This window comes from Bordetella genomosp. 7, from assembly GCF_002261415.1.
GTDB lineage: Bacteria > Pseudomonadota > Gammaproteobacteria > Burkholderiales > Burkholderiaceae_B > Bordetella_A.
The window spans coordinates 128,511-151,754 of record NZ_NEVI01000017.1 but is presented as its reverse complement, the minus strand read 5'-3'; the positions used below and the strand labels follow the sequence as shown (position 1 = coordinate 151,754).

Sequence of the window (23,244 nt, the reverse complement as noted above, 5' to 3'; positions counted from 1 at the left end):
GCGAATTCCTTTCTAATATCTTGGCGCAGAGCCGCATATTTGCGTGGCTCAATTCGTCTCGATATTAGAAGAAATTCGGCGGAGAACCGCATAAATCCTAGAAAGCTGCCCGGATTGTGATTCCGGTTGTCGTGGGTTCGAGTCCCATCAGCCACCCCACTAAACTGCTTGCAAATCAAGAATTTACGCCGCGCTCACCCGCGGCGTTTTTTCTTGCTGTTCGAGATTGGCCAAAAATTGACCGTCTCGGCGTGCGCCGCCAAATAGTTGGCGCCAGACGCACATACCTCGGCACCATCCCGATCTGCTCCCCGCCCCCGGTTACCTTTCGACCAGGCCGCGGCGTGTCGCGAGCCTGCCCGGCTGGCTTGACGCATTCGCAACTCCACTTCCGCGCATTACCGCAAGATATTGGCGCAGGTCTGCGAAATCTCGCTTTCGCAAGCACCGCACGGACTGAGCGCTAGCTCGTCGCACGGGCGTTTCAGCGTGCATGGGTGCACGCGTCGGGGCTGATGGGTCTCCCGCCAGTACGCCTTTAGCTGTTTAAAGACAAATGATCACGCCGCTTCTGAGCGGCGTTTTTCTTTTGTGACCGCACCTACGCCGACGCGATGGCTGCGCGGCCAGATTGTTGCAGCAGTTGGACTGCATGGCGGCACCGGGAGGGCCGGACATATACGCGTATACCCCAATATCAAGTTGTGCACGACGCATATAAATTGCGTACTAGATCAAGTTTTGTATACAAAAACATGTCTGGAATACAGAAAAAGACCTCGGCGCAGTCCGTGTACGACGACGTCAGCGCCCTTCTGCGGGACATGGTGGCGGACATTACCGAGCCGGTCCGGGTCCGCGAAGAGGATTTGGCGAATCAATTGGGCGTAAGCCGCACGCCCGTGCGCGAAGCGCTGATCCGCCTGGAAAGCACGGGGCTGGTAAGACTGCGTCCGGGCCGGGGAGCATTGCTTAGTCCCGTCACCGACGAGGAATACATCGAATGGTTGCAGTTGCGAGAGCAGCTTGAGGGGTTTGCCACTCGCGAAGCCGCGCTCAATGCCTCGCAACGGGACGTGGAGCGCTTGCGCGCGCTGTTTGCCCCGTTTATCGGGCTGGACGAGGACGCTTTCGCGCCGATTCCCTACGGCCAGGCGAACGTGGCGTTTCACAAAGAAATCATTGCGCTGGCGAACAACCGCTTGCTGGAACGTGTATGGGCTGCTTTCGGTCACCGGCAAACCACTTACCGCCGCCAGACGATCAAGCGATTGCATAGGTTCGGCACATCTTTGCGGGAGCACTTGGCAATCATCGATGCGATCGAGCGGCGTGACGCCGAACTGGCCGAGAAGCTGGCCCGGCAGCACGTGCGCACGCTATACGACGCATTCATCAAGGCGCTGCGATCCGGCAGCACCGCATGAGCCTGCGCAATCACGACTTTGCTTCCCTGTCCACTTGAGCCCGATATGAAGTTTCTGACGTTTTCTGAGCAAGGCCAGCCTCGGCTCGGCATGCTGTGCGGTGAGAACCGCGTCCTGGATTTGACCCGCGCGCTGGCCGACCACGGCGTGGCAGGCCCGACGTGCACGGTAAGCGACCTTATCGCCTTGGGGGACGAAGGCATTCGGCTGGCAAGCGACCCCGTCCTGCTGAAAGGTGTCGATGTCGCCGCGTTGCCGGCGCTGGATACCTTGCATGTGCTGCCGCCTGTAGAAATGAAGCGGAATGTCTTCTGCGTCGGGCGCAATTACCGCGAACACATCATCGAAGGCAACCTGGCGCGCGGCCGGCCAGCGAATGCTTTCCCTGAAGCGATCGAGTTCTTCACGAAGGCCCCTACGACGGTGGTGGGGCATGGCGCGGCGGTGCAGCGCCACGCGCACCTGACCGACAGCCTGGACTATGAGGTTGAGCTGGCCATCGTGATAGGACGGGCAGGCGTCAATATCCCCCGTGAACAGGCGTTGGAGCACGTGTTTGGGTACACCATCGTCAACGATATTACCGCCCGCAACCTCCAGGCGCGCCACGGGCAGTGGTTCAAGGGCAAGAGTCTGGACACGACATGCCCGATGGGCCCCGTCGTGGTGCATCGCTCGGCGATTGCCGATGCCAATAATCTTGCGATATCGCTGACCGTCAATGGCGAGCTGCGACAGCAGGATAACACCCGCGACATGATCTTCGATGTGGCCGCTGTTATTGAACAGTTGTCGGCGGGGCTTACGTTGCAGCCTGGCGACGTCATTGCAACCGGCACGCCCAAGGGCGTCGGGTTTGCGTTGAATCCGCCGCGGTGCCTGCAAGTAGGTGACGTTGTATCGGCCACTGTCGAGCACATTGGCACATTGACCAATCATATTGTCGATTGATTCTGGGCTGCGGTCCGGCCGCGCCCCGCTTGGAGGAGACTCACCATGACTATGCCTGATGCCTTGAAACCCTACGCCAGCGGCGAGCTTGCGTCGCGCTACGTGAATGTAGACGAGTTGCCCTGGAAGCCAACCCCGACACCGGGCATCGATATGAAGATTCTGCTGGACGTGCCTGAAACGGGCCTGCTGACCGCACTGTTCCGCTGGGCGCCGGGAACGTCGCTGCCGTTGCACGAGCATGTCGAAATTGAACAGACGTACGTGCTCAGCGGCAGCATTGTGGATGACGAAGGCGAAGTCCGCGAGGGCAATTATGTGTGGCGTCCCAAGGGCAACCGCCACATTGCCCGTTCGCCGAACGGGGCCCTGGTGCTTTCGTTTTTCTTGAAGCCGAACAAGTTCTTGGAAGGCGATCTGGCCGGCAAAGAGCTTAAGTAACAAACTACATTTTCTCAGCACAACACGGGAGACACACATGAGATTCCAGCGGTTGAAAAAGTTCCAGTACGGTTTGCTTCCAGGTGTTCTGGCCGCGACTATTGTTGCCGGGTTGACTGCGCCGGCCGGCGCGGCGGAGATCCAGGAGCGCCGCGTCAAATTCGCGCACCCGGTCAGCAAGACCAATCCGGTTGGCATGGCGACAGACAAGTTCATTGAACTGGTTGATCAGAAGTCCAACGGCAAGATCAAGGTCACCGGCTATCCGGACGCGCAGCTGGGCAACGAATTGCAGGCCATGTCGTCGGCCCAGGGGGGCATCATCGAGCTGACAGTGGTATCCACGGCAGGCGCGGCCAATAACGTGAAGGAGTTGGGCATCTTCGACCTGCCGTTCATGTTCCAGTCGGTCGAGGAAGCCGATGCGGTCGTGGATGGTCCGGTGGGCAAGAGCTTGCTGAAGAAGTTTTCCGATAAGAACCTCGTGGGCCTGTGCTACTGGGATTTCGGCTTCCGCCAGGTGTCCAACAGCAAGCATCCGATCGCCAAGCTCGAAGATTTCCAGGGCCTGAAGCTGCGTGTGCTGCAGAATCGCATCTATATCGACACCTTCAAGGCCCTGGGCGCAAACCCCTTGCCTCTGCCGTACCCCGAAACCTATCCCGCCCTGGAAAGCAAGGCGATCGACGGGCAGGAGAGCAGCTTCCTGGTGACCAAGAGCAGTGGCTATCAGGAAATCCAGAAGTACATGACCGAAACCAACCACGTGTTCCTGCCGGCGGTGGTCATGGCGAGCAAGCGCTTCTGGGATCGGCTGAGCAAAGATGAGCAGTCGTTGATCCAGCAGGCGTGCGACGAGTCGGTCGTGTATTTCCGCCAGGTCAGTCGCGAACAGGAGCAGAAGGTAGTTACTGACCTTAACGCCGCTGGGATGGCTATCAACAAGGTCGACCCCGCCGAAAAATCGCGCATGGTGCAGGCGACCGCTGCGGTCACAGAAAAATATAGAGCCGAGCTTGGCAATGACCTGGTCGACAGCGTTATCGAGTCGATCAAGCAAGTTCGCCAGTAAGAGGACGCCCCACAAGCAAGTGGCGGCCCGTCTGCGGCCGCCACTGCAACCTTCTAGGAACGACGGCGATGTCAAAGATCGTACACGCCTATTTCACGTTGCTGAAAGCCATTATCGTCATCTGCCTGGCGGCCATGGTGGTAATGGTTTTTTCAAACGTGGTGATGCGCTTCATGTTCAACACAGGGATTCCTGTTTCTGAAGAACTGTCCCGGTGGTGCTTTGTGTGGCTCACTTTCCTGGGCGCCATCCTGGTGTTGAATGAACGCTCGCACCTGGGCGTGGACGTGGTGCTGCAGGCGCTTGGGCCGCGGGCACGCAGGTCCTGCCTGGTGGTTTCTAACTTATTAATGATGTATGCAACCTGGTTGATTCTTCAGGGCAGCATCGAACAGACCATGTTGAATGTCGGCGCCAGCGCGCCCGCCAGCGGCTTGTCGCAGGCCTGGTTCTTCGGCGTTGGCGTGGTGTTTGCCGCCACGACCGGGCTGATCTTGATTTATCAGCTGTACCAACTGCTTACGCTGCCAGCTGCGCAGATCGACCGCTTTATCAATGCTCATGACGCGGGGGCTGAATAATGACGCTGGCAATATTCGTGTCTGTGTTATTGGTCGGGCTGGCCATCGGCCTGCCCGTCGCGTACGCGCTTATTCTTACGGGCGTGGCGTTGATGTACCACCTGGACTTCTATGACGCGCAGATCGTAGCGCAGAACCTCCTGAACGGCGCCGACAGCTTTCCGCTGATGGCGGTACCGTTCTTCATGCTGGCCGGTTCCGTCATGAACGCGGGCGGCCTGTCGGCTCGCATCGTAGACCTGGCATTGACGCTGGTAGGGCATATCAAGGGAGGCCTGGGCTATGTGACGATCCTGGCGGCGTGCATATTGGCCAGCTTGTCCGGCTCTGCAGCTGCTGACGCTGCGGCTCTGTCGGCGCTGCTGGTGCCCATGATGATGAAGGCCGGGCACAGCCGCGCCCGTTCGGGCGGCCTGGTGGCTTCGTCCGGGATCATCGCTCTGGTCATTCCTCCCTCTATCGGCCTCGTGCTGATAGGCGTCACGGGCAATGTCAGCATTACGGGGTTGTTCATGGCCGGGATCGCTCCAGGGATCATGATGGGGCTATCCTTGTGCGCGGCATGGTGGCTGTTGTCGCGCAAAGAGGCAGTGGAGCCGATGCCCAAGGTCGAGCGGAAGATCGTGTTGACCACGCTTGTGCGCAGCTTCTGGGCGCTGTTGTTGCCCGTCATCATTATCGTGGGCTTGCGGTTTGGCGTGTTCACGCCCACGGAAGCGGGGGTTGTCGCTGCCGTTTACGCCATTTTTGTGGCGACCTGCGTATACCGCGAACTTTCGCTCAAGCAGCTTTACACAGCGTTTCTGCAGTCGGCCAAAATGACCGCCATGGTGATGTTCCTGGTCGCAGGGGCTCTGGTCTCGGGCTGGATGATCACGATTGCAGGGCTGCCACAGCAAGTTATGCAGCTGGTTAGCCCCTTCAATGACAGCCCCACCGTGCTGATGCTGGTAATCATGGGGCTGGTTCTGGTGATAGGCATGGCCATGGACATGATTCCAATTGTGCTGATTCTCGTCCCTGTACTGATGCCAGCCGTGACGGCGGCCGGAATCGATCCAGTGTATTTCGGCGTCGTCTTCATGCTGAGTTGCGCCATCGGCCTGGTGACTCCGCCGGTTGGCGCTGTACTCAACGTAGTGGCCGGAGTGACCGGCGCGCGCATGATGGACCTCATCAAGGGCGTCTGGCCATTCCTGTTGGCGCAATGTGTGACTTTGCTGCTGCTGATCCTTTTTCCACAGTTGGTGCTGACGCCTTACCGCTGGATTATGGACTGATGCCATCCGGTTCTTTCACCTCACAGGAGCATTGAACATGCAGTTGAGTGACCACCTGACTGGCTGCCGCGTCATGATCTCGGCCGGCGCCTCGGGTATAGGCCTGGCGATCGCCCGCGCGTTTCATCAGCAGGGCGCGAGCGTCCAGGTTTGCGATATCTCCTCCGAGGCTCTGGAAGCGGCCCGGTCCGAGTTGCCCGGCGCAGGCTTGTTTCGCGCAGATGCGGCTTCGGAGGCGGATGTAGAAGCCTGGTTTGCGCACGCGCTGGCGCAGCTCGGTGGCCTGGATGTGCTGGTCAACAATGCCGGCATCGCCGGGCCTACGTCTGCGCTGCAGGACCTGGACGTGGCCGAATGGGATCGCACCATGGCGGTCAATGTACGCAGCCAGTTTTTGTGCGTACGCCGTGCTGTCGAGCCTTTGCGACAGTCCGGCCGAGCGACCATTATCAATATCAGTTCGGTCGCGGGACGCTTGGGCTATCCCATGCGCACGCCCTATGCGGCGTCGAAGTGGGCGGTCATCGGGCTGACCCAAAGCCTTGCTATCGAACTGGGCGAGCATGACATCACGGTCAACGCGATATTGCCGGGCATCGTCGAAAGCGAAAGAGTGAACCAAGTGGTCGGGGCCAAGGCCAGGTTGCGCGGGATCCCTGACGCGGATATGCGCGCCGAAGTATTGCAGCACGTGGCTTTGCACCGGACAGTGCCTATGGCCGACATCGCCAGCACTGCGCTTTTCCTGGCGTCGAGCCCCGGCCGCAGTATCACCGGGCAAAACATGAATATCTGCGCAGGCGTGCAGACCTTGCGTTGAATAGCCCAGAATCAAAGGAGACGGTCATGGACCAGCAATTCTTGGCTTCTACGTTCGGCCTGGAAGGCCGGACAGTGCTTATTACGGGCGGCGCTTCCGGGCTTGGCCTTTGTATGGCAACGCAGGCAGGCAGAGCCGGCGCTCGCATCATCGTCAACGACGTGCGGCCCGAACCCTGCAAGGAAGCCGTCGCCGCGTTGCAGTCCCAGGGCATCGATGCCCGCGGCGTCGTGTTCGACGTATCCGACCCGGGCGCTGTGCAGGATGGCGCAGACGGCCTGTCCGAAGCCGGCTGGGCACCCGACGTACTGGTCAGCAATGCCGGGAACCAGAACCGCGCGCCGGTCGTCGAGCAAGACCCTTCAGTGTGGCAGTCGATCCTCAACGTCCATGTCAATGGCGCGTTCAACTGCGCGCGAGCCGTACTGCCCGGCATGGTGGCCAATGGCTATGGCCGCATCATCATCACCTCGTCCGTCGCGGCCATGGCTTGCATGCCCGGAATCGCGGCTTACGCAACTGCCAAGGGCGCATTGGCAGCGTTTACGCGGGCGCTGGCGGTTGAGTACGGCGGCAAGGGCGTAACCTGCAATGCGCTGGCGCCCGGCTTCGTGCGTACAGGCTTTACAGTTGCTTTGCAGGAACGTGACGAGTTCAACACGTTTCTGCGCGCCCAGGTGCCCCTTGGGCGCTGGGCCGAAGCCGATGAAATCGCGCCGGCGGTTATCTATCTGGCATCGCAAGCCGGCCGTTTTGTAAATGGGCATGTGCTGGCCATCGACGGCGGCCTGCTCGCCCACATGTGAATTGATTCAAGGGTAGAAGCGGAATGTTCCTGCACGTGGTGATGATGGAGTTCGACGAACGTGTCGACGCCAATTTTTTCGGTAAGGTCGAAGCGCTGGCAGAGCGAGTGCGCCAGGAGTGCGCCGGCCTGGTGCTCTATCATTTCGGCGAGAACGTGGCCGACCGGTCGCAAGGCTATACACATGCGACCAGTTCGCTGTTTTCCGATGCCGCCAGCCACGACGCCTACCAGGTCAGCGCCGCGCACGTGGCCATGAAGAACCACATGGTTCCGTTCATCAAGCGCATCGTTGTGTACGACGGGCAGCTGCCGGATATAGGCCCGTTGATTCCGAAATAAGCCTGCGGATAGGCGCGGCATGCGGCTTGCTTGCAGGCGGACAAACACCGACGGAGGCCCGCCATGCCGAACGATTTTCCCTCCCAGCCCGCTGCGGGCGCCAGTTTGCCGCCTGCGCACGCCGATGACCTTGGCCCGGACAAGAATCGGCCCCGATCCGTGCTGGCGCAGCTCAAGCGCTACGATGAAACCCGTCCCGACTTTCCGGGCGAACATCTCATCGTGTTCGGCGTGGGGGCCCTGCTGATGCTGGCGGGTATCCGCGGCGGCGGGGTCGTGCGGCGCGCGGTATTGACCGCCGTGGGTACGGCGCTGATCGGCCGGGCAGCGAGCGGCACAGGAGGCGTCGCCAGGCTCGCCCGTGTGGTGAAGCGGCTGGGTTGACGCCCGTTGCGGCCCGGAGCCCGATCCAGGCCGTTGAAAACAAACAAGTTTTTCTATGGTACGATCCCCGCCCATAGGATGAGCCGACGCTCGCGCGCGCCGGCTCATTGCCATTTTTGCGGCGCGCACCGGCGTGCCTGCACCCCACATACAAAATTGGCGGCTCCTCGATCGAGGGGCCGTCGGCATTTTTGCGGCGCCTTCGCGCCCTCGATTTTTTACGCCCGGAGACTTCTCATGCGCGTGACGACTTTTCTTTGTGCCTCCCGACTCAACCCCGGGGCGATTTACGAAGACCCTTGACCGACCCTGTCTGACTTAAAGGAGATTGCCGTGCCTACGTTGGCGCTGGGCGCATTTCCTGGCTGGCTTGCCCGCATCATGGAATTGCGCATCGACGTTGACCCCGGTTCGTGGAAACTGGATAACGAACTGGATAACCTGTACAGCCGCATTACCCGCCCGGGTGACCGCCTGCATGCCATGGGGCAGTCCGGCACCGACATTCCCGGGCTGGTGCTGCGCTACCGCGAAGCGGACGGGGAATTCTATGTCTACCTGGAAGACCGGATGCGCGGCAGGCTGGCGGGCTATACCGTGTTCAACCGCCTGGTCGAACTCGGCAGGCGCGCCGATCCGTTGTTCAGGGCCCCCCATTCCAAGTACGACCCCGCGTATCAGCGGCAGGGGCTCGCCACGGCGGTGTACCGCTGGGCGCTCGACGCCGGGCAGTGCCTGATCACCGGGGCGCGACAGTCGGAGGCCGCACACGGGTTGTGGCGGTCGCTGGCCCGACAATATGAATTCCGCTACGTGAATCTGTCCCGCAAGGAACTTACCGATCTGGGGGAAGACGTTGCGGATTCCGTGCTGCAGGACCTGCATACCCGTATGGTGTTGTTGGGGCGGGGCTGGACGTGGCCCGACTTGATGGCCGCGGCCGGCATACGTTCACACGGGCCACTGGGCGGTCGGCGCCCGGTGCGATAAGCGCCAAACGTACGGCCACTTGCCGGGATAACCGCGCGCTCGTTACAACATGTATCACGACGGTGACGAAATGCGCGGTATGCTGGCCCCAGAGAGGGCTCATCAGTGCATCAGAATAATTTCGTTTACAAGGGGTACCGCCTGACTGCCAAAGTCACGCGAGGCACCCCCGGCACGGCAAGCGCTAGCGGCTCCCCCGTCTTTACTGCATCCGTATTTGTCGTACAGGCCGACGCCATCCAGGAAGACGGTGACGAATATGTGGTGCCCGGTTTCGCCGAGGGCAATTTTGTGTACAGCCCCCGCGAAGCCGTACACGAAGCGATCAGCCATGGCTGCGCCATTGTCGACGCGCTGACCGGCGTCGTCAGTTGAAAGGCCGGACCCCGCATGGTCGGCTGCGCCCGTCGCGCTGCGCGACGCGATGCGGGCATCGCACAGGCGTTGTGTTGCGTTAACCCGAGAAAATCTCGGCCCAGCTGCGCGCCTTTCCGAGCGGTCGCACTGTGGCGGACTGCTCCAGGATCGACACGGCCTTGTTGAATTCCTCGGGCGACGCGCCGTCTTCCAGGATCACCAGGCGGCCATTGGCGGCATCGGCCATCTTGACGTCGGCCATTTTGCCGTTGGTCTGGTAGACCTGTGTCCAGTCCATCTTCTTGCCGGTCTTGAGTGCGATGGGCTCGATATAGGTAAGCGTGCAACCGGCGGCGCTGCGCACGGCGTATGCGAAGTCGGCCATGTGCCCGCTGCTGGCGCGCGCCCGCGCGCCTTGCACCAGCCGGTCGCCCACGGCTTCGGCCAGGGTGCGGCCGACCTCGGCGCGAAAGCGAAGGCGGTTGAACTTGGGCATCCACTGTGAGCATTGAAAGCTCAGTATCGATACAAGCCGCGTGGCTTCCCACAGGGCTTCCTGCAGGCGCGCAGCAGGGCCGCTGGCGATGATGGCGCCGGTCTTGTCAAAGCGGGCCATGCTCAGGCCGGGCGCTGAATTGAGCTGTTCAAGCCGCTTGGCGGTGATATCTATACCGTAGGTGGCAGCGTGCATGGCGGCCTCGCCGGCGTCGGTAAGGTAGAACGTCTGGTCGTCCGGCTTTGCGACATAAAACGCCGCGTGCTGTCCGTCCAGGCCCAACGCGACGGGTGTGATGGCGCGCACCGCATGATCGCCGGCGGGCAGCACGGTCCAGCCGGCGGCTTGCAAAAACGAAGTCATACCAACAATTCGATCTGTCGGCCCTTAAGCGGGTGGGCGAAGCCGCCGGCCAGGGCCAGGTTGGCCTGCTGCAGGAAGTAAGAAACGACGGCCGCCAGGTCGTTCAGCGGCGGCTCTACAGGTTCTGCGTAACCTTCGCCATCGTCATGCCAGGTGTGCAAATGAGTGCGGCTTTGCAGCACCACGCCATGATGCGGGCGGCCGGCGCCGACCAGGCTGGTGTGGAAGGCATCTGTAGTGTCGACGCCCAATACACGGTGCGGGCCCACGAACAGGCTGGCCGAGCAGGTTTCGGGCAGCGCGATGACGGCCAGCCCGTGCACGGCCGTGCCCGCCGGCCGGTACACCGCACGGAAAATGATGTCGTCGCGCGCTTCGCCGCGCAGGCGGCACGCCGAGGCATATTCCATCCATTGCGCCTGGCCGGCCGCCGGGCGCGCCGTCCAGGCGACGGGTTTTACGGTTTCCTTGGGCGCGGCCAGAATGTCGCGGACTTCGGACGGGCTGATCAATGGGGCTTGCATAAAAAGCGCAGGCGTCGCAAAGGGCCGTAATCTTACAAGAACCCGGCGGCCTGCCGCCGCCCATGCGGTTTCAAAGCGTGTCGGTGGAGAAGGTGTCGCATTGCCGCAGGTCGCCGCTGTCCAGGCCGCGCTTGAACCAGCGCACGCGTTGCGCCGACGAGCCGTGGGTGAAGGCATCGGGCACCACGTACCCCTGGCTTTGCTTTTGCAGCGTGTCGTCTCCGATGGCGCTGGCCGCGGCCAGGCCTTCTTCGATGTCGCCAGGCTCGAGGATATTGCGCGCCTGGTCTGCGCGGCGGGCCCACAGGCCGGCGAAACAGTCGGCTTGCAGTTCCATGCGCACCGACAGCGCATTGGCCTGGCCCGGATTGCGCTGGCGCAGGCGGTCGACCTGCCCGGCGATGCCCAGCAGGTGTTGCACGTGGTGGCCCACTTCATGGGCGATGACGTAGGCCTGCGCGAAATCGCCCGGCGCGTTCAGGCGGCGTTGCATCTCGTCGAAAAAGCTCAGGTCGATATACACCTTGCTGTCGGCGGGGCAGTAGAACGGGCCCATGGCCGCCTGGCCGGTGCCGCACGCGGTGGGCGTGGCGCCCCGGAACAGCACCAGGCGAGGCGGCTGGTACGGGCGGTTCAGGTTCTGCTCGAAGATGGCGGCCCAGGTGTCTTCGGTTTCGCCCAGCACCTGGGCGACGAAGCGTGTTTGGGGATCGTTGGCGGGCGGCTGCGACGGCGCCTGCTGGTGCGTGGGGGCGGGGCCTTCTGCCATTTGCAGCACCACCGCGGGGTCCACGCCGAAATAGATGGCCACCAGGGCCAGCACGATGGTGCCTATCCCGATCGAACCGCGGCCGCCCAGCCGCGGGCCGCCGGAACGGCGGTCTTCGATGTTCCGGCTTTCCCGGGAATTGCCCATGCGCATGTTGTTTCTCCTTGGTGGCGCCAACAATGCTAGGATAAACCCATGGCGATCCATTTCTCTATTCATCCAGATAACCCGCAGGCGCGCTTGCTGAAGCAGGCGGCCCATTGGCTCAGCGACGGCGGCCTGGTGGCCGTGCCCACCGATTCCAGCTATGCCGTGGTGGCCCATCTTGATGACAAGGCGGCGGCCGACGCCCTGCGGCGGCTGCGTGGCCTGGACGAACGTCATCATTTGACGCTGCTTTGCCGCGATCTCGCCGAAATCGGCCATTTCGCGCGGGTGGACAATCGCCAGTACCGGCTGCTGAAGGCCGCCACGCCCGGGCCATGGACCTTCATCCTTGAGGCCACCCGCGAAGTGCCGCGCCGCGTGTCGCACCCCTCGCGCAAGACAATCGGCATCCGGGTGCCGCAGCACCCCGTCACGCTGGCGCTGCTCGAGCAGGTTGGGGCGCCGCTGCTGTCTACCACGCTTATTCCCAAGGGCGAAGAAGACGCGCTGAACGACGCCGACGACATCCTGCAGCGCTATTCCCACGATCTGGCGGCGGTGGTGGATGCGGGCGCCTGCCCCCAGTCGCCCACCACGGTTGTCGACCTTACCGGCCCGGAACCTGTCGTGGTGCGGCTGGGGCGCGGAGACCCGGCGACGCTCGGCCTCTGATCCCCGCCGCGGCCGCGCGCAGCGCGACCCAGGTTTTCGCCGCAATTGCGCGAAGGTACAATCCCGCTGGCCATGTCCGACCTCATCCAGACCATCGCGGTTTACGCGATTCCCGTCATTTTCGCCATCACCCTGCACGAGGCCGCGCACGGCTATGTGGCGCGCATGCTGGGCGATCCTACCGCCGAGCAGGCCGGTCGCATCACCCTGAACCCCCTGCGCCACATTGATCCCGTCGGCACATTGCTGGTGCCCGCGGGCATCCTGCTGATGTCCAAGCTGATGGGCGGATCGGCGCTGCTGTTCGGCTGGGCCAAGCCCGTGCCAGTGGATTTCGGCCGGTTGCGCCGCCCCAAAAAAGACATGCTCTGGGTGGCGCTTGCCGGCCCTGCGGCGAACCTGTTCATGGCGATCCTGTGGGTGATTTCCATGCGCCTGTATATGGCCGGCGGCGTGCAGGAGGGCTACTGGTACCAGATGGCCATCGCAGGCATCAATATCAACCTGGTGCTGATGGCCCTGAACCTGCTGCCCATCCCGCCCCTGGACGGCGGGCGCATCGTGTTCAGCCTGTTGCCCAACCGGATGGCCTGGCAATATTCGCGCATCGAGCCCTACGGCCTGGTCATTGTGTTGCTGCTTTTGGTAACCGATGTGCTGTGGGTGCTGATGCAGCCCGTCCTGCAACTGGGGGCGGCTATCGTCACCTGGTTCTTGTAAATTCCAATATCCGTTAAACTCGGCGATTCGACTGACTCAGTTCACTGCCCGGAGCTCCCGTTCCGGGGCCCGGAGCCCATTTTTCATGGCATCCCCCGCCGAAACCGTTACTTTCCAGGGCAGCCTGGTGGCGCTCGTCACCCCCATGCAGCCCGATGGCAGCCTGGACTACGCTGCCTATCGCAGTTTGATCGATTGGCATATCGCCGAAGGCACCGACGGCCTGGTCGTGGTGGGCACCACAGGCGAATCGCCCACGGTGTCCATGGACGAGCATGCCGAACTCATCCGCGTGGCGGTTGAACATGCCGCAGGGCGCATACCCGTCATTGCCGGGGTGGGCGCCAACTCTACCGATGAAGCCATCCACCTGGCGCGCCATGCCAAGGCCGTCGGCGCGGACGCGGGCTTGTCGGTAGTTCCGTACTACAACAAGCCTTCGCAAGAAGGGCTTTACCGGCATTTCCGGGCAATCGCCGAAGCGGTCGACCTGCCCACGGTACTGTATAACGTGCCGGGCCGAACCGTGGCCGACATGTCCAATGAAACCGTCCTGCGTCTGGCGCAGGTGCCGGGCATCATCGGCATCAAGGATGCCACCGGCGATATCGGCCGCGGCGCGCTGTTGATGCGCGAAGCGCCGGCCGGCTTCCAGGTGTTCAGCGGCGACGACCCCACCGCCACGGCGCTCATCCTGCTGGGTGGGCGCGGCAATATCTCGGTCACGGCCAACGTGGCGCCGCGGCTGATGCGTGAACTCTGTGCCGCCGCCCTGGCGGGCGACGTTCCCAAGGCGCGCGAACTAAATGCGCGCCTGGCGCGTCTTAACAAGGTCTTGTTCATCGAGGCCAATCCCATTCCTGTCAAATGGGCGCTTGCCCAGATGGGCCGCACCGCGCTGGGCTACCGCCTGCCCATGGTCGAGCTGGGCGCCCAGCACCACGACCTGGTTCGCGGCGCGCTCCAGGAAACGGGTCTGCTCTAATAGTGAGGATGCGTATGAACCAACGTCATGCCGCTGCGTCGGCATTGATGGCCCTGGCGTTGTTGGCGGGTTGCAGCGAAGTCAACCAATTGCTGGGTAATGATGAATCGATCGACTACCAAAGCACGCGTCGCGGCGAACCGCTCAGTATTCCGCCCGACCTGACCCAGGCTTCCGCCGATCCGCGCTACCGGGCGCCGACTTCGGGCAGCACGACGTTCTCCGAATACCAGCAACAGGGGCAGCAGGTGGCCTCTGTGTCGCAAAACACCAATGTCCTGCCGCAACGGCCCGACATGCGCGTCGAGCGCGACGGCGACCTGCGCTGGCTGGTAGTGGAACGTCCGCCCGAAGAAGTGTTTCCCAAAGTGGTCGACTTCTGGACCGACACCGGGTTTACCGTTGCGGTGAACGATCCGAAGTCGGGGCTGGTGGAAACCAATTGGGCGGAAAACCGCGCCAAGATCCCCGAAAGCTGGCTGCGCCAGGTGCTGGGGGCGGTGCTCGACACCGCCTGGGATAGCGGCGAGCGCGAGAAATTCCGTACCCGCGTCGAACGCGTCAGCGGCCATACCGAGGTCTATATTTCGCATCAGCAAATGATCGAAAAACGCGTGGGCCCCGACGAAATGCAGGTAGCGTGGGAACACGGCAGCGAAGATCCCGGCCTGAACGCGGCCATGCTGGCCCGCCTGATGGTGTACCTGGGCACCGATGTCGACAATGCCCGCAAGCTCGTGGCGCAGGCCGAGGCTTCGCCCCAGGCGCCCAAGGTGCAGGATGTCCGGGCCAGCGGCGCCATGCTGGTGGTCGACGAATCGTTCGATCGCGCCTGGCGGCGCGTGGGTGTGGCGCTCGATTCGGGGGGCTTCGCCGTTGACGACCGTGACCGCTCGGCGGGCGACTATTTCGTGCGTTACGTCGACACCGACACGGGTGCGCAGCAAGATCAGCCGGGCCTCTTCAGCCGCCTGTTCTCGGGCGACAAGCAAACCCAGGCCGCGCAATATCGCATCCACCTGTCGCAAGATGGCGCGCAGACGAACGTCACGGTGCTCGACAGCTCCGGCCAGCGCGACAACAGCCCCACTGCGCAACGCCTGCTCAGCGTCCTGAAAGACAAAATGATCTGACGGACCGCCGGTGCGCAAAAAAAGGCCGCGACAGTGTCGCGGCCTTTTTTATGCAGCCCGTGGGCTGTATGGGTCTATCACGAGGCCGGCGTGGTGCTGCCACCCGTGCCACCCGTGCCGCCCGGGGCAGGCGTGGTCGAACTGCCGGGCGCCGGCGTAGTGGGCGCAGGCGTGGCCGGCGCGGGGCTGGACGGCGCCGGCATCGTGGTCGACGGTTCGGAGCCGGCTGGACTCGCGGCTTCTTCCTTATTGTCGCAAGCGGTCAGCGCTACGGCGACGACCGAAGCAAGGATGAGGGTTTTGCTGAGCATGTTGGACTCCTGTTAGTTGACAGTCATGCGGCCCATATTGGGGGAAACCAGTATCCCATTAGGGGAAACCAGTACTCAGGCTACAGGAATCGGCTACATGCTTGCGTGTGGAAATTAAAGCGGTGGCATCCGGAAGGTAACAATCCTTACTTATAAGTGTGCGACCTGTCGCGATGTTTCAAACGACGTGCACTCCTTAGCGTTCTGTACCGGCTGGAAACTGCATGGTTTCCGGATGGTACGGCGCACGCCCCGGGCGAGGCTTTATGGCAACAGCCGCTGTCGCGGCCATGCCACAACTATCGCGGCCACGCGCTACGGTTGGTAGTGCAACCAGCCTGCATCGAGCCAGTCGGCCAGGCATTCGCGAGCCGCGTCCGCAAGGCGCGCGCATTTCGGGCTGGCACAGTCCAGCCGACGTTCGTCGGCCAGTATGCGCAACGCGCCATCGGCCGGTACGGGAGCGGTTTCGCCGTTGATGAACAACTGGCGGCCTCGGTAGAGCATGCGGGTGCGGCGGTCCAGCCGCAATGTGCCGCTTTCGGGCCATTGGCTGGCCAGGTCCACACCGGGTGGCGGCTCGGGCTCGAATACGGCCAGATTGCTGGGTTCGGTTAGCCAGCAGCCCAGAAAGCGCGACGCCAGCGCATCGTCGAAGCGAATTTTCGTCAGGGTATCGAGCGTGGCCTGCACCAGGGAATCCGGCAGTGCGGCAGGGGTCTGCACGGCTGGCTGGCCGGGATCGCGGTACAGGGCGTCCAGGCGAGGCCCGGGCAACGGTGGTTCGCCATAGGGCCCGCCCAGGAGCCCGATACGCGCCATGGCCTGGTCGGCCGCCGCCTCGAGAAGTCCGCGCGCCAGCGCCGCCTGCGTGGGGGCGCGAAAGCCGACAGAGATGGTCATGCAATCGTCACCCAGTGCGATGCCGTCGTGCGCCGCCTGGGGCGGCAAGTACAACATGTCGCCGGGCTCGAGCACGACGTCGTGCTCGGGCGTGAACTGCTGCAGTATCTTCAGCGGCAGGCCGGGCTGCAGCGACAGGTCTTTCTGGCGGCCGTAGCGCCAGCGGCGGCGCCCGCTGGCCTGCAGCAGAAAAACGTCGTAGCTGTCGAAATGCGGGCCGACGCCGCCACCGTCGGACGCGACGCTGATCATGATGTCGTCGAGCCTGGCGTCGGGAATGAAGCGGAACTGCTGCAGCAGAGCCGAGGCGGCGTCGCTGTGCAGGTCTACGCTTTGCACCAGAAGCGTCCAGTCGGGCTCGTCTTTGCGGGGCAGGCGGGCGAACGGGCCTTCTTCCATTTGCCATTGACCTGCCTCGCGCCAGATCAGGCGCGATTCCACATCGTCTCTGCGCGCCAGCTTTTTCAGCGCGGCGATGCTTACCGGCGGCTTGAAGCCGGGGATCGCCTGGCGGATCAGGAAGGGCTTGCGCTGCCAATAGCGGCGCATGAAATCGTCGGGGCTCAGGCCGCCCAGCAGGGTCCGCGGTAGTTGGGTGTTCATGGCAGGCAGGCCTTCAGTCGGTACAGCGCGTCCAGCGCTTCGCGCGGCGTCAGGCTGTCGGGATCGATCTGCGCGAGTTCGTCGCGCAGCGCTTGCAGGGCAAGCGACTCGTCGGATTGGTCGCTCGCGGCGCCGGCTTGCGCGTCCGCTTCGATGGCAGCGGCAAACAGGCTCAGCTGCGGCGTGGGCGCGCCCTGCGCTTCAAGGCGTTCGAGCTCACGCGTGGCGTGCCGGATGACGGCAGCCGGCACGCCGGCGCGCTGCGCGACCTGGATGCCGTAGCTGCGGCTGGCAGGGCCGTCGCGCACTTCGTGCAGAAACACGATGCCGCCCGCCGATTCGGCGGCCGCCAGGTGCACGTTGGCCGCGGTGGGCTGTTCGGCCGGCAGGCGCGTGAGCTCGAAATAATGCGTGGCGAACAGCGTCAGGGCGCGGTTGTGGGTAACCAGCCGCAAGGCGATTGCCCAGGCAAGCGCCAGCCCATCATAGGTAGAAGTACCCCGGCCGATCTCGTCCATCAGCACCAGACTGTTCGGCGTGCTGGCGGCAAGAATGGCCGCCGCCTCGGTCATTTCCATCATGAATGTGGAACGCCCTCCCGCCAGATCGTCGGCCGCGCCGATGCGCGTGAAGATGCGGTCGAGCCTGCCTATTGCGGCCCGCTGCGCCGGCACGAAGCTGCCGGTGCGCGCCAACAGCGCGATCAGGGCCACCTGGCGCATATAGGTGGACTTGCCGCCCATGTTGGGGCCGGTGATCAGCAGCATGCGGCGCATGGGATCGAGCCGGCAACTGTTGGGCGTGAAGCGTTCGATGGAGCGTTCCACGACCGGATGGCGGCCGGCGTCGATGTCGATTTCGGCCTGCTCGGTGAGTTCGGGGGCCACCCAGGCATGTCGCCGGGCATGCTCGGCCAGCGCGGCCAGGGTGTCGAGCTCAGCCAGGGCGCCCGCGCATTCGGACAGGGCGCTGACGTGTTCGGCCAATGCATCCAGCACTTGCTCGTAGAGCCACTTCTCACGCGCGAGCGAGCGATCCTGGGCCGACAGCACCTTGTCTTCCCACGCCTTGAGTTCGGGTGTGATGTAGCGTTCGGCATTCTTGAGGGTCTGGCGGCGGCGGTAGTCGTCGGGGACTTTGTCTGCCTGGCCTCGGGTGACTTCAATATAGAAGCCGTGCACGCGATTGAACTCGACGCGCAGATTGGCGATGCCCGTGCGTTCGCGTTCGCGCGTTTCGAGCTGCAGCAGGTAATCGCCGCCATCGGCCGCCAGGCCGCGCAGTTCGTCCAGTTCGGCGTCAAAGCCCGCTGCGATGACGCCGCCGTCGCGTACTGCCACGGCGGGTTCCTGCGCGATGGCCCGCTGCAGCAAGGCAGCCGCGGCGGGATCGGGTGTAAGGTGGGCCGCCAGCGCGGCCAGCCGCGACGAGCTATGCAGCGGCTCGACCAGGGCCCGCAAGGCGGGTAGCGCGCCCAGGGCGTCGCGCAGGCTGGCGAGTTCGCGGGGGCGCGCCGAGCGCAGCGCCAGCCGCGACGATATCCGCTCGACGTCGGGAAAGGCATCCAGCGCCGAGCGCAGGGTGTCGAGCAGATCCGCGCAAGCGAAGGGCTCGCCGGAATCGAGCCTTCCGGCCAGCAGGGCTGAAATGGCCTGCTGGCGCGCCAGCGCGGGTGCGTTGTCGCGCAGGGGATGGTGCAGCCACCTGCGCAGCAGGCGGCTGCCCATGGGCGTGCGGCAGCCATCGAGCAGCGAGAAGACGGTGGGCGAGTCTTCGCCGCTGAGTGTCTGCGTCAGTTCCAGGTTGCGCCGTGTCACCGGGTCCATCAGTACATACTGGCCGGGCCGGTCTACCGCGATACTTTGTACATGTGCGAGCGCGCGCGACTGTGTGCGCGCCGCGTAGCGCAACAGCGCGCCGGCGGCGCAGATCGCTGCGGGCATGTCTTCGACGTCGAAACCGGCCAGCGTGTCGGTCTTGAAGTGCGCCAGCAGGTGGGCACGCGCGCCGTCGCTTTCAAAATGCCAGTCGGGCACGCGGGAGCGCGCACCTTCATATGCCAGCGCCAGTTCGGCGCTTTCGGCGCATATCAGTTCGGCCGGGGCGATGCGATGCAGCTCGGATTCCAGTTGCGCGGGGGCGCACTCGGTCACGCGGAATTCGCCGCTGGCCAGGTTGAGCCACGCCAGGCCCGCACGCAGGTTGCGCGCCTTGCCCGACACAAACACCGCTGCCAGCGCGCGGTCGGCCTTGGCCGGCAGCAGGGCTTCATCGGTGAGCGTGCCCGGTGTGACGATGCGGACGATGCGCCGTTCAACGGGGCCTTTGGCCGCGGCAGGGTCGCCGATCTGTTCGCAAATGGCCACCGATTCGCCTTGGCCGACCAGCCGCGCCAGGTACTGCTCCATCGCGTGCACTGGCACGCCGGCCATGGGAATGGGCGTGCCGTTGGAGGTGCCGCGCTTGGTCAGCGTCAGGCCCAGCATGCGGGCGGCGCGTTCGGCGTCTTCGTAGAACATTTCGTAGAAGTCGCCCATGCGATAGAACAGCAGCAGGGCGCCTGCCTCGGCCTTCAGGCGCAGGTACTGCTGCATCATGGGAGTGTGGCCGGCCAGGTTGTCGTTGGAGCTGTTGCCGCCCGGCCCGGCGGAAAGATCTTTGGCGCTTTGCTTCGACATTGATGGGAATTCTTCGGTCTCGGGTAAACCAACACCGCCTATTAGAACTCATCCCGCCAAGCCGGCGGTCGGCACGCCGCTTGCGCATAGGCAGGCGCGCCCGGGCGTGCCACAATGGGTTGGCCCGATCACGGGCGGCGGCTTGCCGCCTTGGCTTGTCGCAATTTTCTTGCAGGAGACGAGCAATGTCCAACAACAGTCATGTCTATAAGCAGATCGAGCTGGTCGGATCGTCTACGAAGTCGTCCGATGACGCCATTGTGCAAGCCATTGCGCGGGCATCGGAAACGCTGCGCAACCTTGACTGGTTCGAAGTGACCGAATTGCGCGGCCACATCAAGGACGGAAAGATCGAACATTGGCAGGTCGGCCTGAAGATCGGCATGCGCCTGGAAGACGGCGACTAAGCGGCGGGCGCTGATTGCCGCGCAAATAAAAAGTGCCCGGCCCTTTCGGGATTCCGGGCACCTAAGCGCTTGGCGAAGGCTGCCGGGCCGTGTCCGGCACGGCGGGCGAATCAGCCGGCCAGTTTCGCCACCCAGGCGACGTATCCGTCGAGCCAGCCCTGCAAGAACTTGCGCGTGCCTTCGTTAGTGATGGTGTATTGGTCGTCGATGAGGCCATCGGTGTATTGCAGGAAGACTTCGGGCGTGGTCATGACGTTGACGCCTTCGGCGGCCAGGATGTTGCGCAGATGCTGTTGAGCCATGGCAGTGCCGGCCGCACTGGGCGACGTGCCCACGATGCCTGCGGTCTTGCCCGTCCAGGAATTCTGGCCCCACGGTCGCGACCCCCAGTCGATCGCATTTTTCAGGGCTGCAGGTATCGAGCGGTTGTGTTCGGGCGTGACAAACAGCAGCCCATCGGCGCGTGCAATCAGGTCTTTCAGTGCCGCCGCCTGCGGCGGCATGGACATTTCGTTGTCCTGGTTATAGAGCGGCACGTCGCCCAGGCTGGCGTATTCGAACTCGACCGTATCCGGAGCCAGCTTTTCAAGGGCGCGCGCCAGGCGCAGGTTGAACGATGCTGCGCGCAGGCTACCGACCAATACCGCGATCTTGTGATTGCTCATGATGACGACTGCTCCAAGGGGAAATGAGTGTCCAGTGTAGACCTGCGCGCGCGCCACGCTCAATAAGGGACCGCCTCGGCCCGTATTGGCCCGATGCGCGCCAGAACGGTGCAAATGCCCGATGCCGGTGGATCGCTGCGGTGCACAAAAATGCGGGAAAGCGGGGCAGAGCGGGTGGGGGGCGCCGCCAATCGGGGGCTGCCGCGAGTTGGCATGGACATTGCTAGGGTTAACACTGAGTTGAGCGGGCAGTCCGGCCCGTGCCGCCCGCCCGAATTGTCATCAGGAGCATGCATGTCTGTCCAGTCTTCCGCGCCCGTCACGATGCTTGTCACCCGGCATATCGCCCCGGAACGTTATGGGGATTTCCTGGCCTGGATGCGCCAGGGCGAAATCCTTGCGGCAGGTTTCCCGGGGTTCCTGGGCTCGGGCGTGCTGCTGCCCCCCGAGGGGGGCGATCAATATCAGATTGTGCTGCGCTTTGCCGACGCCGCCAGCCTGGCGCGCTGGGAAAACTCCTTGTCCCGTCGCATGTGGCTTGAGCGCGGCGCTGACCTCGTGCGGGCCAGTCGTGTGCACAGGGTGAGCGGCATGGATACGTGGTTCGGGCCCGCGCATGCGGCGCCGCCACGGTGGAAGCAGGCCGTCAGCATCTGGATCGCGTACTTTCCGGTGCTGCTGGTGTTCAGCATCCTGCTCAACGCCCAGTTGAGCGCAATGCCGGTGTTCTGGCGCGTGTTCGTCACCACCGTATGTATGACGCCGATCCTTTCTTTTGTTTGCATTCCCGTGGTTACCCGTTTGTTGAAGGGCTGGTTGCGGCCGGCGGGCCCACGCGTAAAGAAGGGAAGGCGACTTTCTTCTGTATGCTAAACGAAAATTGTTTACACTTGCGCTTGCAAACTTTCAACCACAGGAAAAGCGCGCCACGCGGGGGGCGCGTTTTCAAATAAAGGAGAGTGTTTTGATGCGCAAGTTGCTTTATGGCGCACTGCTGGCCGCTTCAATGGCGGCCGGCGCGGCCCAGTCGGCCGTTGAGCCCAAGGCGGTGGTAAAGACCTATTCCGACGTGGCGCTCGCCGGCTACGAAGATTCGCTCGAGTCGGCCAAGGCATTGCGCACGGCGATCCAGGCGCTGATCGACAAGCCCAGCGAGCAGACGCTGCAGGCCGCACGCGCGGCGTGGCTGGCTGCGCGTGTGCCGTATCAGCAGACGGAAGCGTTTCGCTTCGGCAACTCCATTGTCGATGACTGGGAAGGCAGCGTGAACGCATGGCCATTGGACGAGGGCCTGATCGACTACGTGGACGCCTCGTACGGCACCGAAAGCGACGCCAACGCGTTCTACGCGGTGAACGTGATCGCCAATTCCAAGATCTCGGTGGGCGGCAAGACAATCGACGTCACCACCATTACGCCGGAACTGCTGGCCGAGACGCTGCACGAGGCCGATGGCAATGAGGCGAACGTGGCTACCGGGTACCACGCGATCGAGTTTCTGCTTTGGGGCCAGGACCTGAACGGCACCGGTCCGGCGCCGGCCGACCGCAAGGGTACCCCGCAAGAGCGCCATGCCGGCAACCGTCCGCATACCGATTTCGATACCGCCAACTGCACCGGCGGCAATTGCGAGCGGCGCGTACAGTTCCTGCGCGCGGTGACCGATCTGCTGGTGTCCGACCTGGAAACCATGGTGGGCAACTGGAAGCAAGACGGCGAGGCCCGCAAGGCGGTCGAAGAAGATCCGAAGGCCGGGTTGGTGGCCATGTTGACCGGCCTGGGCAGCCTGTCGTACGGAGAGCTGGCGGGCGAGCGCATGAAGCTCGGCCTGATGCTGCACGACCCCGAAGAGGAACACGACTGCTTTTCGGACAACACGCATAACTCGCACTACTACAACCAGCTGGGCATTCGCAACGTGTACCTGGGTTCGTACGATCGTGTCGATGGCAAGACCGTGTCCGGTCCCAGCCTGTCGGACCTGGTGAAGGCGCGTGATCCCAAGCTCGACGAAGAAATGCGTGCCAAGCTGGACGCGACCGTGGCGGCCATGCAGGCCATGCGCGACCGGGCCGAAAAGGTCGAGACCTACGATCAGATGATTGCCAGCGGCAATGCCGAAGGCAACGCCGTGGTGCAGGCCGCCATCGACCGGCTCATCGACCAGACCCGCAGCCTGGAGCGCGTCATTGCCGTCCTGGAGCTGGGCGATGTGACCCTGGAAGGCTCCGACAGCCTCGACAAGCCGGAAGCCGTATTCCAGTGAGCAAGACTGTAGTTGCAGTATTGGCGGCGCTGGCGGTGGCCGGCGCCGCCGCGTCGCCCCCGGTGCGCGATGACCTGACTCCCGCCGACCGCGAGCGCGTCACCAAGGTTACCGCTGCTACCCGCGATTTTTCTCAGGCCGAGCAGTTCGAG

At 63.4% G+C, this 23,244-nt stretch carries 26 protein-coding genes and 1 tRNA gene; 20 read left to right on the top strand and 7 right to left on the bottom strand.

Annotated elements, in window-relative coordinates:
* The first annotated feature begins 43 nt into the window (after nt 1-43).
* The 13 genes from CAL18_RS19715 (at nt 44) to CAL18_RS12290 (ending at nt 9,468) form a co-directional block, all read left to right on the top strand.
* Nucleotides 44-159, top strand: a tRNA-Ser gene (locus tag CAL18_RS19715).
* 596 nt (nt 160-755) lie between these two features.
* Entirely contained in the window at nt 756-1,427 is a 672-nt protein-coding gene (locus CAL18_RS12345; protein WP_094796930.1) for a GntR family transcriptional regulator, read from the top strand.
* Nucleotides 1,428-1,472: 45 nt separating this feature from the next.
* Nucleotides 1,473-2,378: a fumarylacetoacetate hydrolase family protein gene (locus tag CAL18_RS12340; RefSeq protein WP_094796929.1), complete on the top strand. Its 906-nt coding sequence runs from the start codon at nt 1,473-1,475 to the stop codon at nt 2,376-2,378.
* 45 nt (nt 2,379-2,423) lie between these two features.
* On the top strand, nt 2,424-2,819 hold the full coding sequence (locus tag CAL18_RS12335) for a cupin domain-containing protein (RefSeq protein ID WP_094796928.1): 396 nt from the start codon (nt 2,424-2,426) through the stop codon (nt 2,817-2,819).
* A gap of 37 nt (nt 2,820-2,856) precedes the next feature.
* Nucleotides 2,857-3,891, top strand: coding sequence for a TRAP transporter substrate-binding protein (locus tag CAL18_RS12330; RefSeq protein ID WP_094817946.1), 1,035 nt, complete (start codon nt 2,857-2,859; stop codon nt 3,889-3,891).
* A 68-nt stretch (nt 3,892-3,959) separates the two neighbouring features.
* Entirely contained in the window at nt 3,960-4,472 is a 513-nt protein-coding gene (locus CAL18_RS12325; protein ID WP_094817945.1) for a TRAP transporter small permease, read from the top strand.
* On the top strand, nt 4,472-5,752 hold the full coding sequence (locus tag CAL18_RS12320; RefSeq protein ID WP_094796925.1) for a TRAP transporter large permease: 1,281 nt from the start codon (nt 4,472-4,474) through the stop codon (nt 5,750-5,752). Before CAL18_RS12325 ends, CAL18_RS12320 begins: the two co-directional genes overlap by 1 nt.
* A gap of 37 nt (nt 5,753-5,789) precedes the next feature.
* Nucleotides 5,790-6,572, top strand: coding sequence for an SDR family oxidoreductase (locus CAL18_RS12315; protein ID WP_094817944.1), 783 nt, complete (start codon nt 5,790-5,792; stop codon nt 6,570-6,572).
* Between the two features lie 26 nt (nt 6,573-6,598).
* Complete coding sequence (locus tag CAL18_RS12310) at nt 6,599-7,378, top strand: SDR family NAD(P)-dependent oxidoreductase (protein ID WP_094796923.1); 780 nt, start codon at nt 6,599-6,601, stop codon at nt 7,376-7,378.
* 23 nt (nt 7,379-7,401) lie between these two features.
* Nucleotides 7,402-7,719 (top strand): Dabb family protein, encoded by a 318-nt coding sequence (locus CAL18_RS12305; protein ID WP_094796922.1) that lies wholly within the window; start codon nt 7,402-7,404, stop codon nt 7,717-7,719.
* Nucleotides 7,720-7,782: 63 nt separating this feature from the next.
* Complete coding sequence (locus tag CAL18_RS12300) at nt 7,783-8,103, top strand: hypothetical protein (protein ID WP_249278402.1); 321 nt, start codon at nt 7,783-7,785, stop codon at nt 8,101-8,103.
* Between the two features lie 333 nt (nt 8,104-8,436).
* Nucleotides 8,437-9,093: an N-acetyltransferase gene (locus CAL18_RS12295; RefSeq protein ID WP_094817943.1), complete on the top strand. Its 657-nt coding sequence runs from the start codon at nt 8,437-8,439 to the stop codon at nt 9,091-9,093.
* Between the two features lie 105 nt (nt 9,094-9,198).
* A complete protein-coding gene (locus tag CAL18_RS12290) occupies nt 9,199-9,468 on the top strand; it encodes a hypothetical protein (RefSeq protein ID WP_094796920.1) in 270 nt (89 codons plus the stop codon).
* A 79-nt stretch (nt 9,469-9,547) separates the two neighbouring features.
* On the opposite strand, the gene CAL18_RS12285 is transcribed toward CAL18_RS12290, so the two are convergent.
* From CAL18_RS12285 to ypfJ, 3 genes are all read right to left on the bottom strand, one after another.
* Nucleotides 9,548-10,309 (bottom strand): DUF1828 domain-containing protein, encoded by a 762-nt coding sequence (locus tag CAL18_RS12285; protein ID WP_094817942.1) that lies wholly within the window; start codon nt 10,307-10,309, stop codon nt 9,548-9,550.
* Nucleotides 10,306-10,833, bottom strand: a complete 528-nt coding sequence (locus tag CAL18_RS12280) for a hypothetical protein (protein ID WP_094817941.1) — start codon at nt 10,831-10,833, stop codon at nt 10,306-10,308. The genes CAL18_RS12285 and CAL18_RS12280 overlap by 4 nt, the downstream gene beginning before the upstream one ends.
* A 70-nt stretch (nt 10,834-10,903) precedes the next feature.
* The gene (gene ypfJ / locus CAL18_RS12275) at nt 10,904-11,755 is read right to left on the bottom strand and encodes a KPN_02809 family neutral zinc metallopeptidase (protein ID WP_170940340.1); all 852 of its coding nucleotides are present in this window, start codon (nt 11,753-11,755) and stop codon (nt 10,904-10,906) included.
* A gap of 42 nt (nt 11,756-11,797) precedes the next feature.
* On the opposite strand from ypfJ, the gene CAL18_RS12270 reads away from it, so the two are divergent.
* The 4 genes from CAL18_RS12270 (at nt 11,798) to bamC (ending at nt 15,259) form a co-directional block, all read left to right on the top strand.
* Nucleotides 11,798-12,421, top strand: coding sequence for an L-threonylcarbamoyladenylate synthase (locus CAL18_RS12270; RefSeq protein WP_026640128.1), 624 nt, complete (start codon nt 11,798-11,800; stop codon nt 12,419-12,421).
* Nucleotides 12,422-12,493: 72 nt separating this feature from the next.
* The gene (locus CAL18_RS12265) at nt 12,494-13,141 is read left to right on the top strand and encodes a site-2 protease family protein (RefSeq protein WP_026640129.1); all 648 of its coding nucleotides are present in this window, start codon (nt 12,494-12,496) and stop codon (nt 13,139-13,141) included.
* Between the two features lie 85 nt (nt 13,142-13,226).
* On the top strand, nt 13,227-14,126 hold the full coding sequence (dapA, locus tag CAL18_RS12260) for a 4-hydroxy-tetrahydrodipicolinate synthase (RefSeq protein WP_026640130.1): 900 nt from the start codon (nt 13,227-13,229) through the stop codon (nt 14,124-14,126).
* A gap of 8 nt (nt 14,127-14,134) precedes the next feature.
* A complete protein-coding gene (bamC, locus tag CAL18_RS12255) occupies nt 14,135-15,259 on the top strand; it encodes an outer membrane protein assembly factor BamC (RefSeq protein ID WP_026640131.1) in 1,125 nt (374 codons plus the stop codon).
* A 77-nt stretch (nt 15,260-15,336) separates the two neighbouring features.
* Here the strand turns inward: bamC and CAL18_RS12250 are convergent, their stop codons facing one another.
* The 3 genes from CAL18_RS12250 to mutS all read right to left on the bottom strand — a co-directional run bounded on the left by CAL18_RS12250 (nt 15,337) and on the right by mutS (nt 19,673).
* Nucleotides 15,337-15,570: a hypothetical protein gene (locus tag CAL18_RS12250; RefSeq protein ID WP_081745725.1), complete on the bottom strand. Its 234-nt coding sequence runs from the start codon at nt 15,568-15,570 to the stop codon at nt 15,337-15,339.
* Nucleotides 15,571-15,885: 315 nt separating this feature from the next.
* A complete protein-coding gene (locus CAL18_RS12245; protein ID WP_094817940.1) occupies nt 15,886-17,076 on the bottom strand; it encodes a cupin domain-containing protein in 1,191 nt (396 codons plus the stop codon).
* Nucleotides 17,073-19,673, bottom strand: a complete 2,601-nt coding sequence (gene mutS, locus CAL18_RS12240; protein ID WP_094818117.1) for a DNA mismatch repair protein MutS — start codon at nt 19,671-19,673, stop codon at nt 17,073-17,075. The genes CAL18_RS12245 and mutS overlap by 4 nt, the downstream gene beginning before the upstream one ends.
* A gap of 266 nt (nt 19,674-19,939) precedes the next feature.
* Between mutS and CAL18_RS12235 the strand changes: the two genes are divergently transcribed.
* Nucleotides 19,940-20,161, top strand: coding sequence for a dodecin (locus CAL18_RS12235; protein ID WP_026640134.1), 222 nt, complete (start codon nt 19,940-19,942; stop codon nt 20,159-20,161).
* A gap of 110 nt (nt 20,162-20,271) precedes the next feature.
* Here CAL18_RS12235 and CAL18_RS12230 read toward each other — a convergent pair whose 3' ends face one another.
* The gene (locus tag CAL18_RS12230; RefSeq protein WP_026640135.1) at nt 20,272-20,826 is read right to left on the bottom strand and encodes an NADPH-dependent FMN reductase; all 555 of its coding nucleotides are present in this window, start codon (nt 20,824-20,826) and stop codon (nt 20,272-20,274) included.
* Nucleotides 20,827-21,120: 294 nt separating this feature from the next.
* Between CAL18_RS12230 and CAL18_RS12225 the strand changes: the two genes are divergently transcribed.
* Both CAL18_RS12225 and CAL18_RS12220 read left to right on the top strand, forming a co-directional pair.
* Nucleotides 21,121-21,699 carry an antibiotic biosynthesis monooxygenase gene (locus CAL18_RS12225; RefSeq protein WP_038852407.1) on the top strand — a complete coding sequence of 193 codons (579 nt, stop codon included), beginning with the start codon at nt 21,121-21,123 and terminating at the stop codon, nt 21,697-21,699.
* A 94-nt stretch (nt 21,700-21,793) separates the two neighbouring features.
* Nucleotides 21,794-23,092 carry an imelysin family protein gene (locus CAL18_RS12220; protein WP_026640136.1) on the top strand — a complete coding sequence of 433 codons (1,299 nt, stop codon included), beginning with the start codon at nt 21,794-21,796 and terminating at the stop codon, nt 23,090-23,092.
* Nucleotides 23,093-23,244 lie beyond the last annotated feature (152 nt).

Coding starts and splice junctions, on each gene's coding strand:
- CAL18_RS12280 (WP_094817941.1), bottom strand. CDS start 10,833: ATGCAAGCCCCATTGATCAGCCCGTCCGAAGTCCGCGACATTCTGGCC.
- CAL18_RS12335 (WP_094796928.1), top strand. CDS start 2,424: ATGACTATGCCTGATGCCTTGAAACCCTACGCCAGCGGCGAGCTTGCG.
- CAL18_RS12310 (WP_094796923.1), top strand. CDS start 6,599: ATGGACCAGCAATTCTTGGCTTCTACGTTCGGCCTGGAAGGCCGGACA.
- CAL18_RS12230 (WP_026640135.1), bottom strand. CDS start 20,826: ATGAGCAATCACAAGATCGCGGTATTGGTCGGTAGCCTGCGCGCAGCA.
- CAL18_RS12345 (WP_094796930.1), top strand. CDS start 756: ATGTCTGGAATACAGAAAAAGACCTCGGCGCAGTCCGTGTACGACGAC.
- CAL18_RS12250 (WP_081745725.1), bottom strand. CDS start 15,570: ATGCTCAGCAAAACCCTCATCCTTGCTTCGGTCGTCGCCGTAGCGCTG.
- CAL18_RS12340 (WP_094796929.1), top strand. CDS start 1,473: ATGAAGTTTCTGACGTTTTCTGAGCAAGGCCAGCCTCGGCTCGGCATG.
- CAL18_RS12225 (WP_038852407.1), top strand. CDS start 21,121: ATGTCTGTCCAGTCTTCCGCGCCCGTCACGATGCTTGTCACCCGGCAT.
- CAL18_RS12270 (WP_026640128.1), top strand. CDS start 11,798: ATGGCGATCCATTTCTCTATTCATCCAGATAACCCGCAGGCGCGCTTG.
- CAL18_RS12315 (WP_094817944.1), top strand. CDS start 5,790: ATGCAGTTGAGTGACCACCTGACTGGCTGCCGCGTCATGATCTCGGCC.
- CAL18_RS12285 (WP_094817942.1), bottom strand. CDS start 10,309: ATGACTTCGTTTTTGCAAGCCGCCGGCTGGACCGTGCTGCCCGCCGGC.
- bamC (WP_026640131.1), top strand. CDS start 14,135: ATGCGTATGAACCAACGTCATGCCGCTGCGTCGGCATTGATGGCCCTG.
- CAL18_RS12320 (WP_094796925.1), top strand. CDS start 4,472: ATGACGCTGGCAATATTCGTGTCTGTGTTATTGGTCGGGCTGGCCATC.
- dapA (WP_026640130.1), top strand. CDS start 13,227: ATGGCATCCCCCGCCGAAACCGTTACTTTCCAGGGCAGCCTGGTGGCG.
- CAL18_RS12265 (WP_026640129.1), top strand. CDS start 12,494: ATGTCCGACCTCATCCAGACCATCGCGGTTTACGCGATTCCCGTCATT.
- CAL18_RS12330 (WP_094817946.1), top strand. CDS start 2,857: ATGAGATTCCAGCGGTTGAAAAAGTTCCAGTACGGTTTGCTTCCAGGT.
- ypfJ (WP_170940340.1), bottom strand. CDS start 11,755: ATGCGCATGGGCAATTCCCGGGAAAGCCGGAACATCGAAGACCGCCGT.
- mutS (WP_094818117.1), bottom strand. CDS start 19,673: ATGATGCAGCAGTACCTGCGCCTGAAGGCCGAGGCAGGCGCCCTGCTG.
- CAL18_RS12220 (WP_026640136.1), top strand. CDS start 21,794: ATGCGCAAGTTGCTTTATGGCGCACTGCTGGCCGCTTCAATGGCGGCC.
- CAL18_RS12235 (WP_026640134.1), top strand. CDS start 19,940: ATGTCCAACAACAGTCATGTCTATAAGCAGATCGAGCTGGTCGGATCG.
- CAL18_RS12245 (WP_094817940.1), bottom strand. CDS start 17,076: ATGAACACCCAACTACCGCGGACCCTGCTGGGCGGCCTGAGCCCCGAC.
- CAL18_RS12300 (WP_249278402.1), top strand. CDS start 7,783: ATGCCGAACGATTTTCCCTCCCAGCCCGCTGCGGGCGCCAGTTTGCCG.
- CAL18_RS12325 (WP_094817945.1), top strand. CDS start 3,960: ATGTCAAAGATCGTACACGCCTATTTCACGTTGCTGAAAGCCATTATC.
- CAL18_RS12305 (WP_094796922.1), top strand. CDS start 7,402: ATGTTCCTGCACGTGGTGATGATGGAGTTCGACGAACGTGTCGACGCC.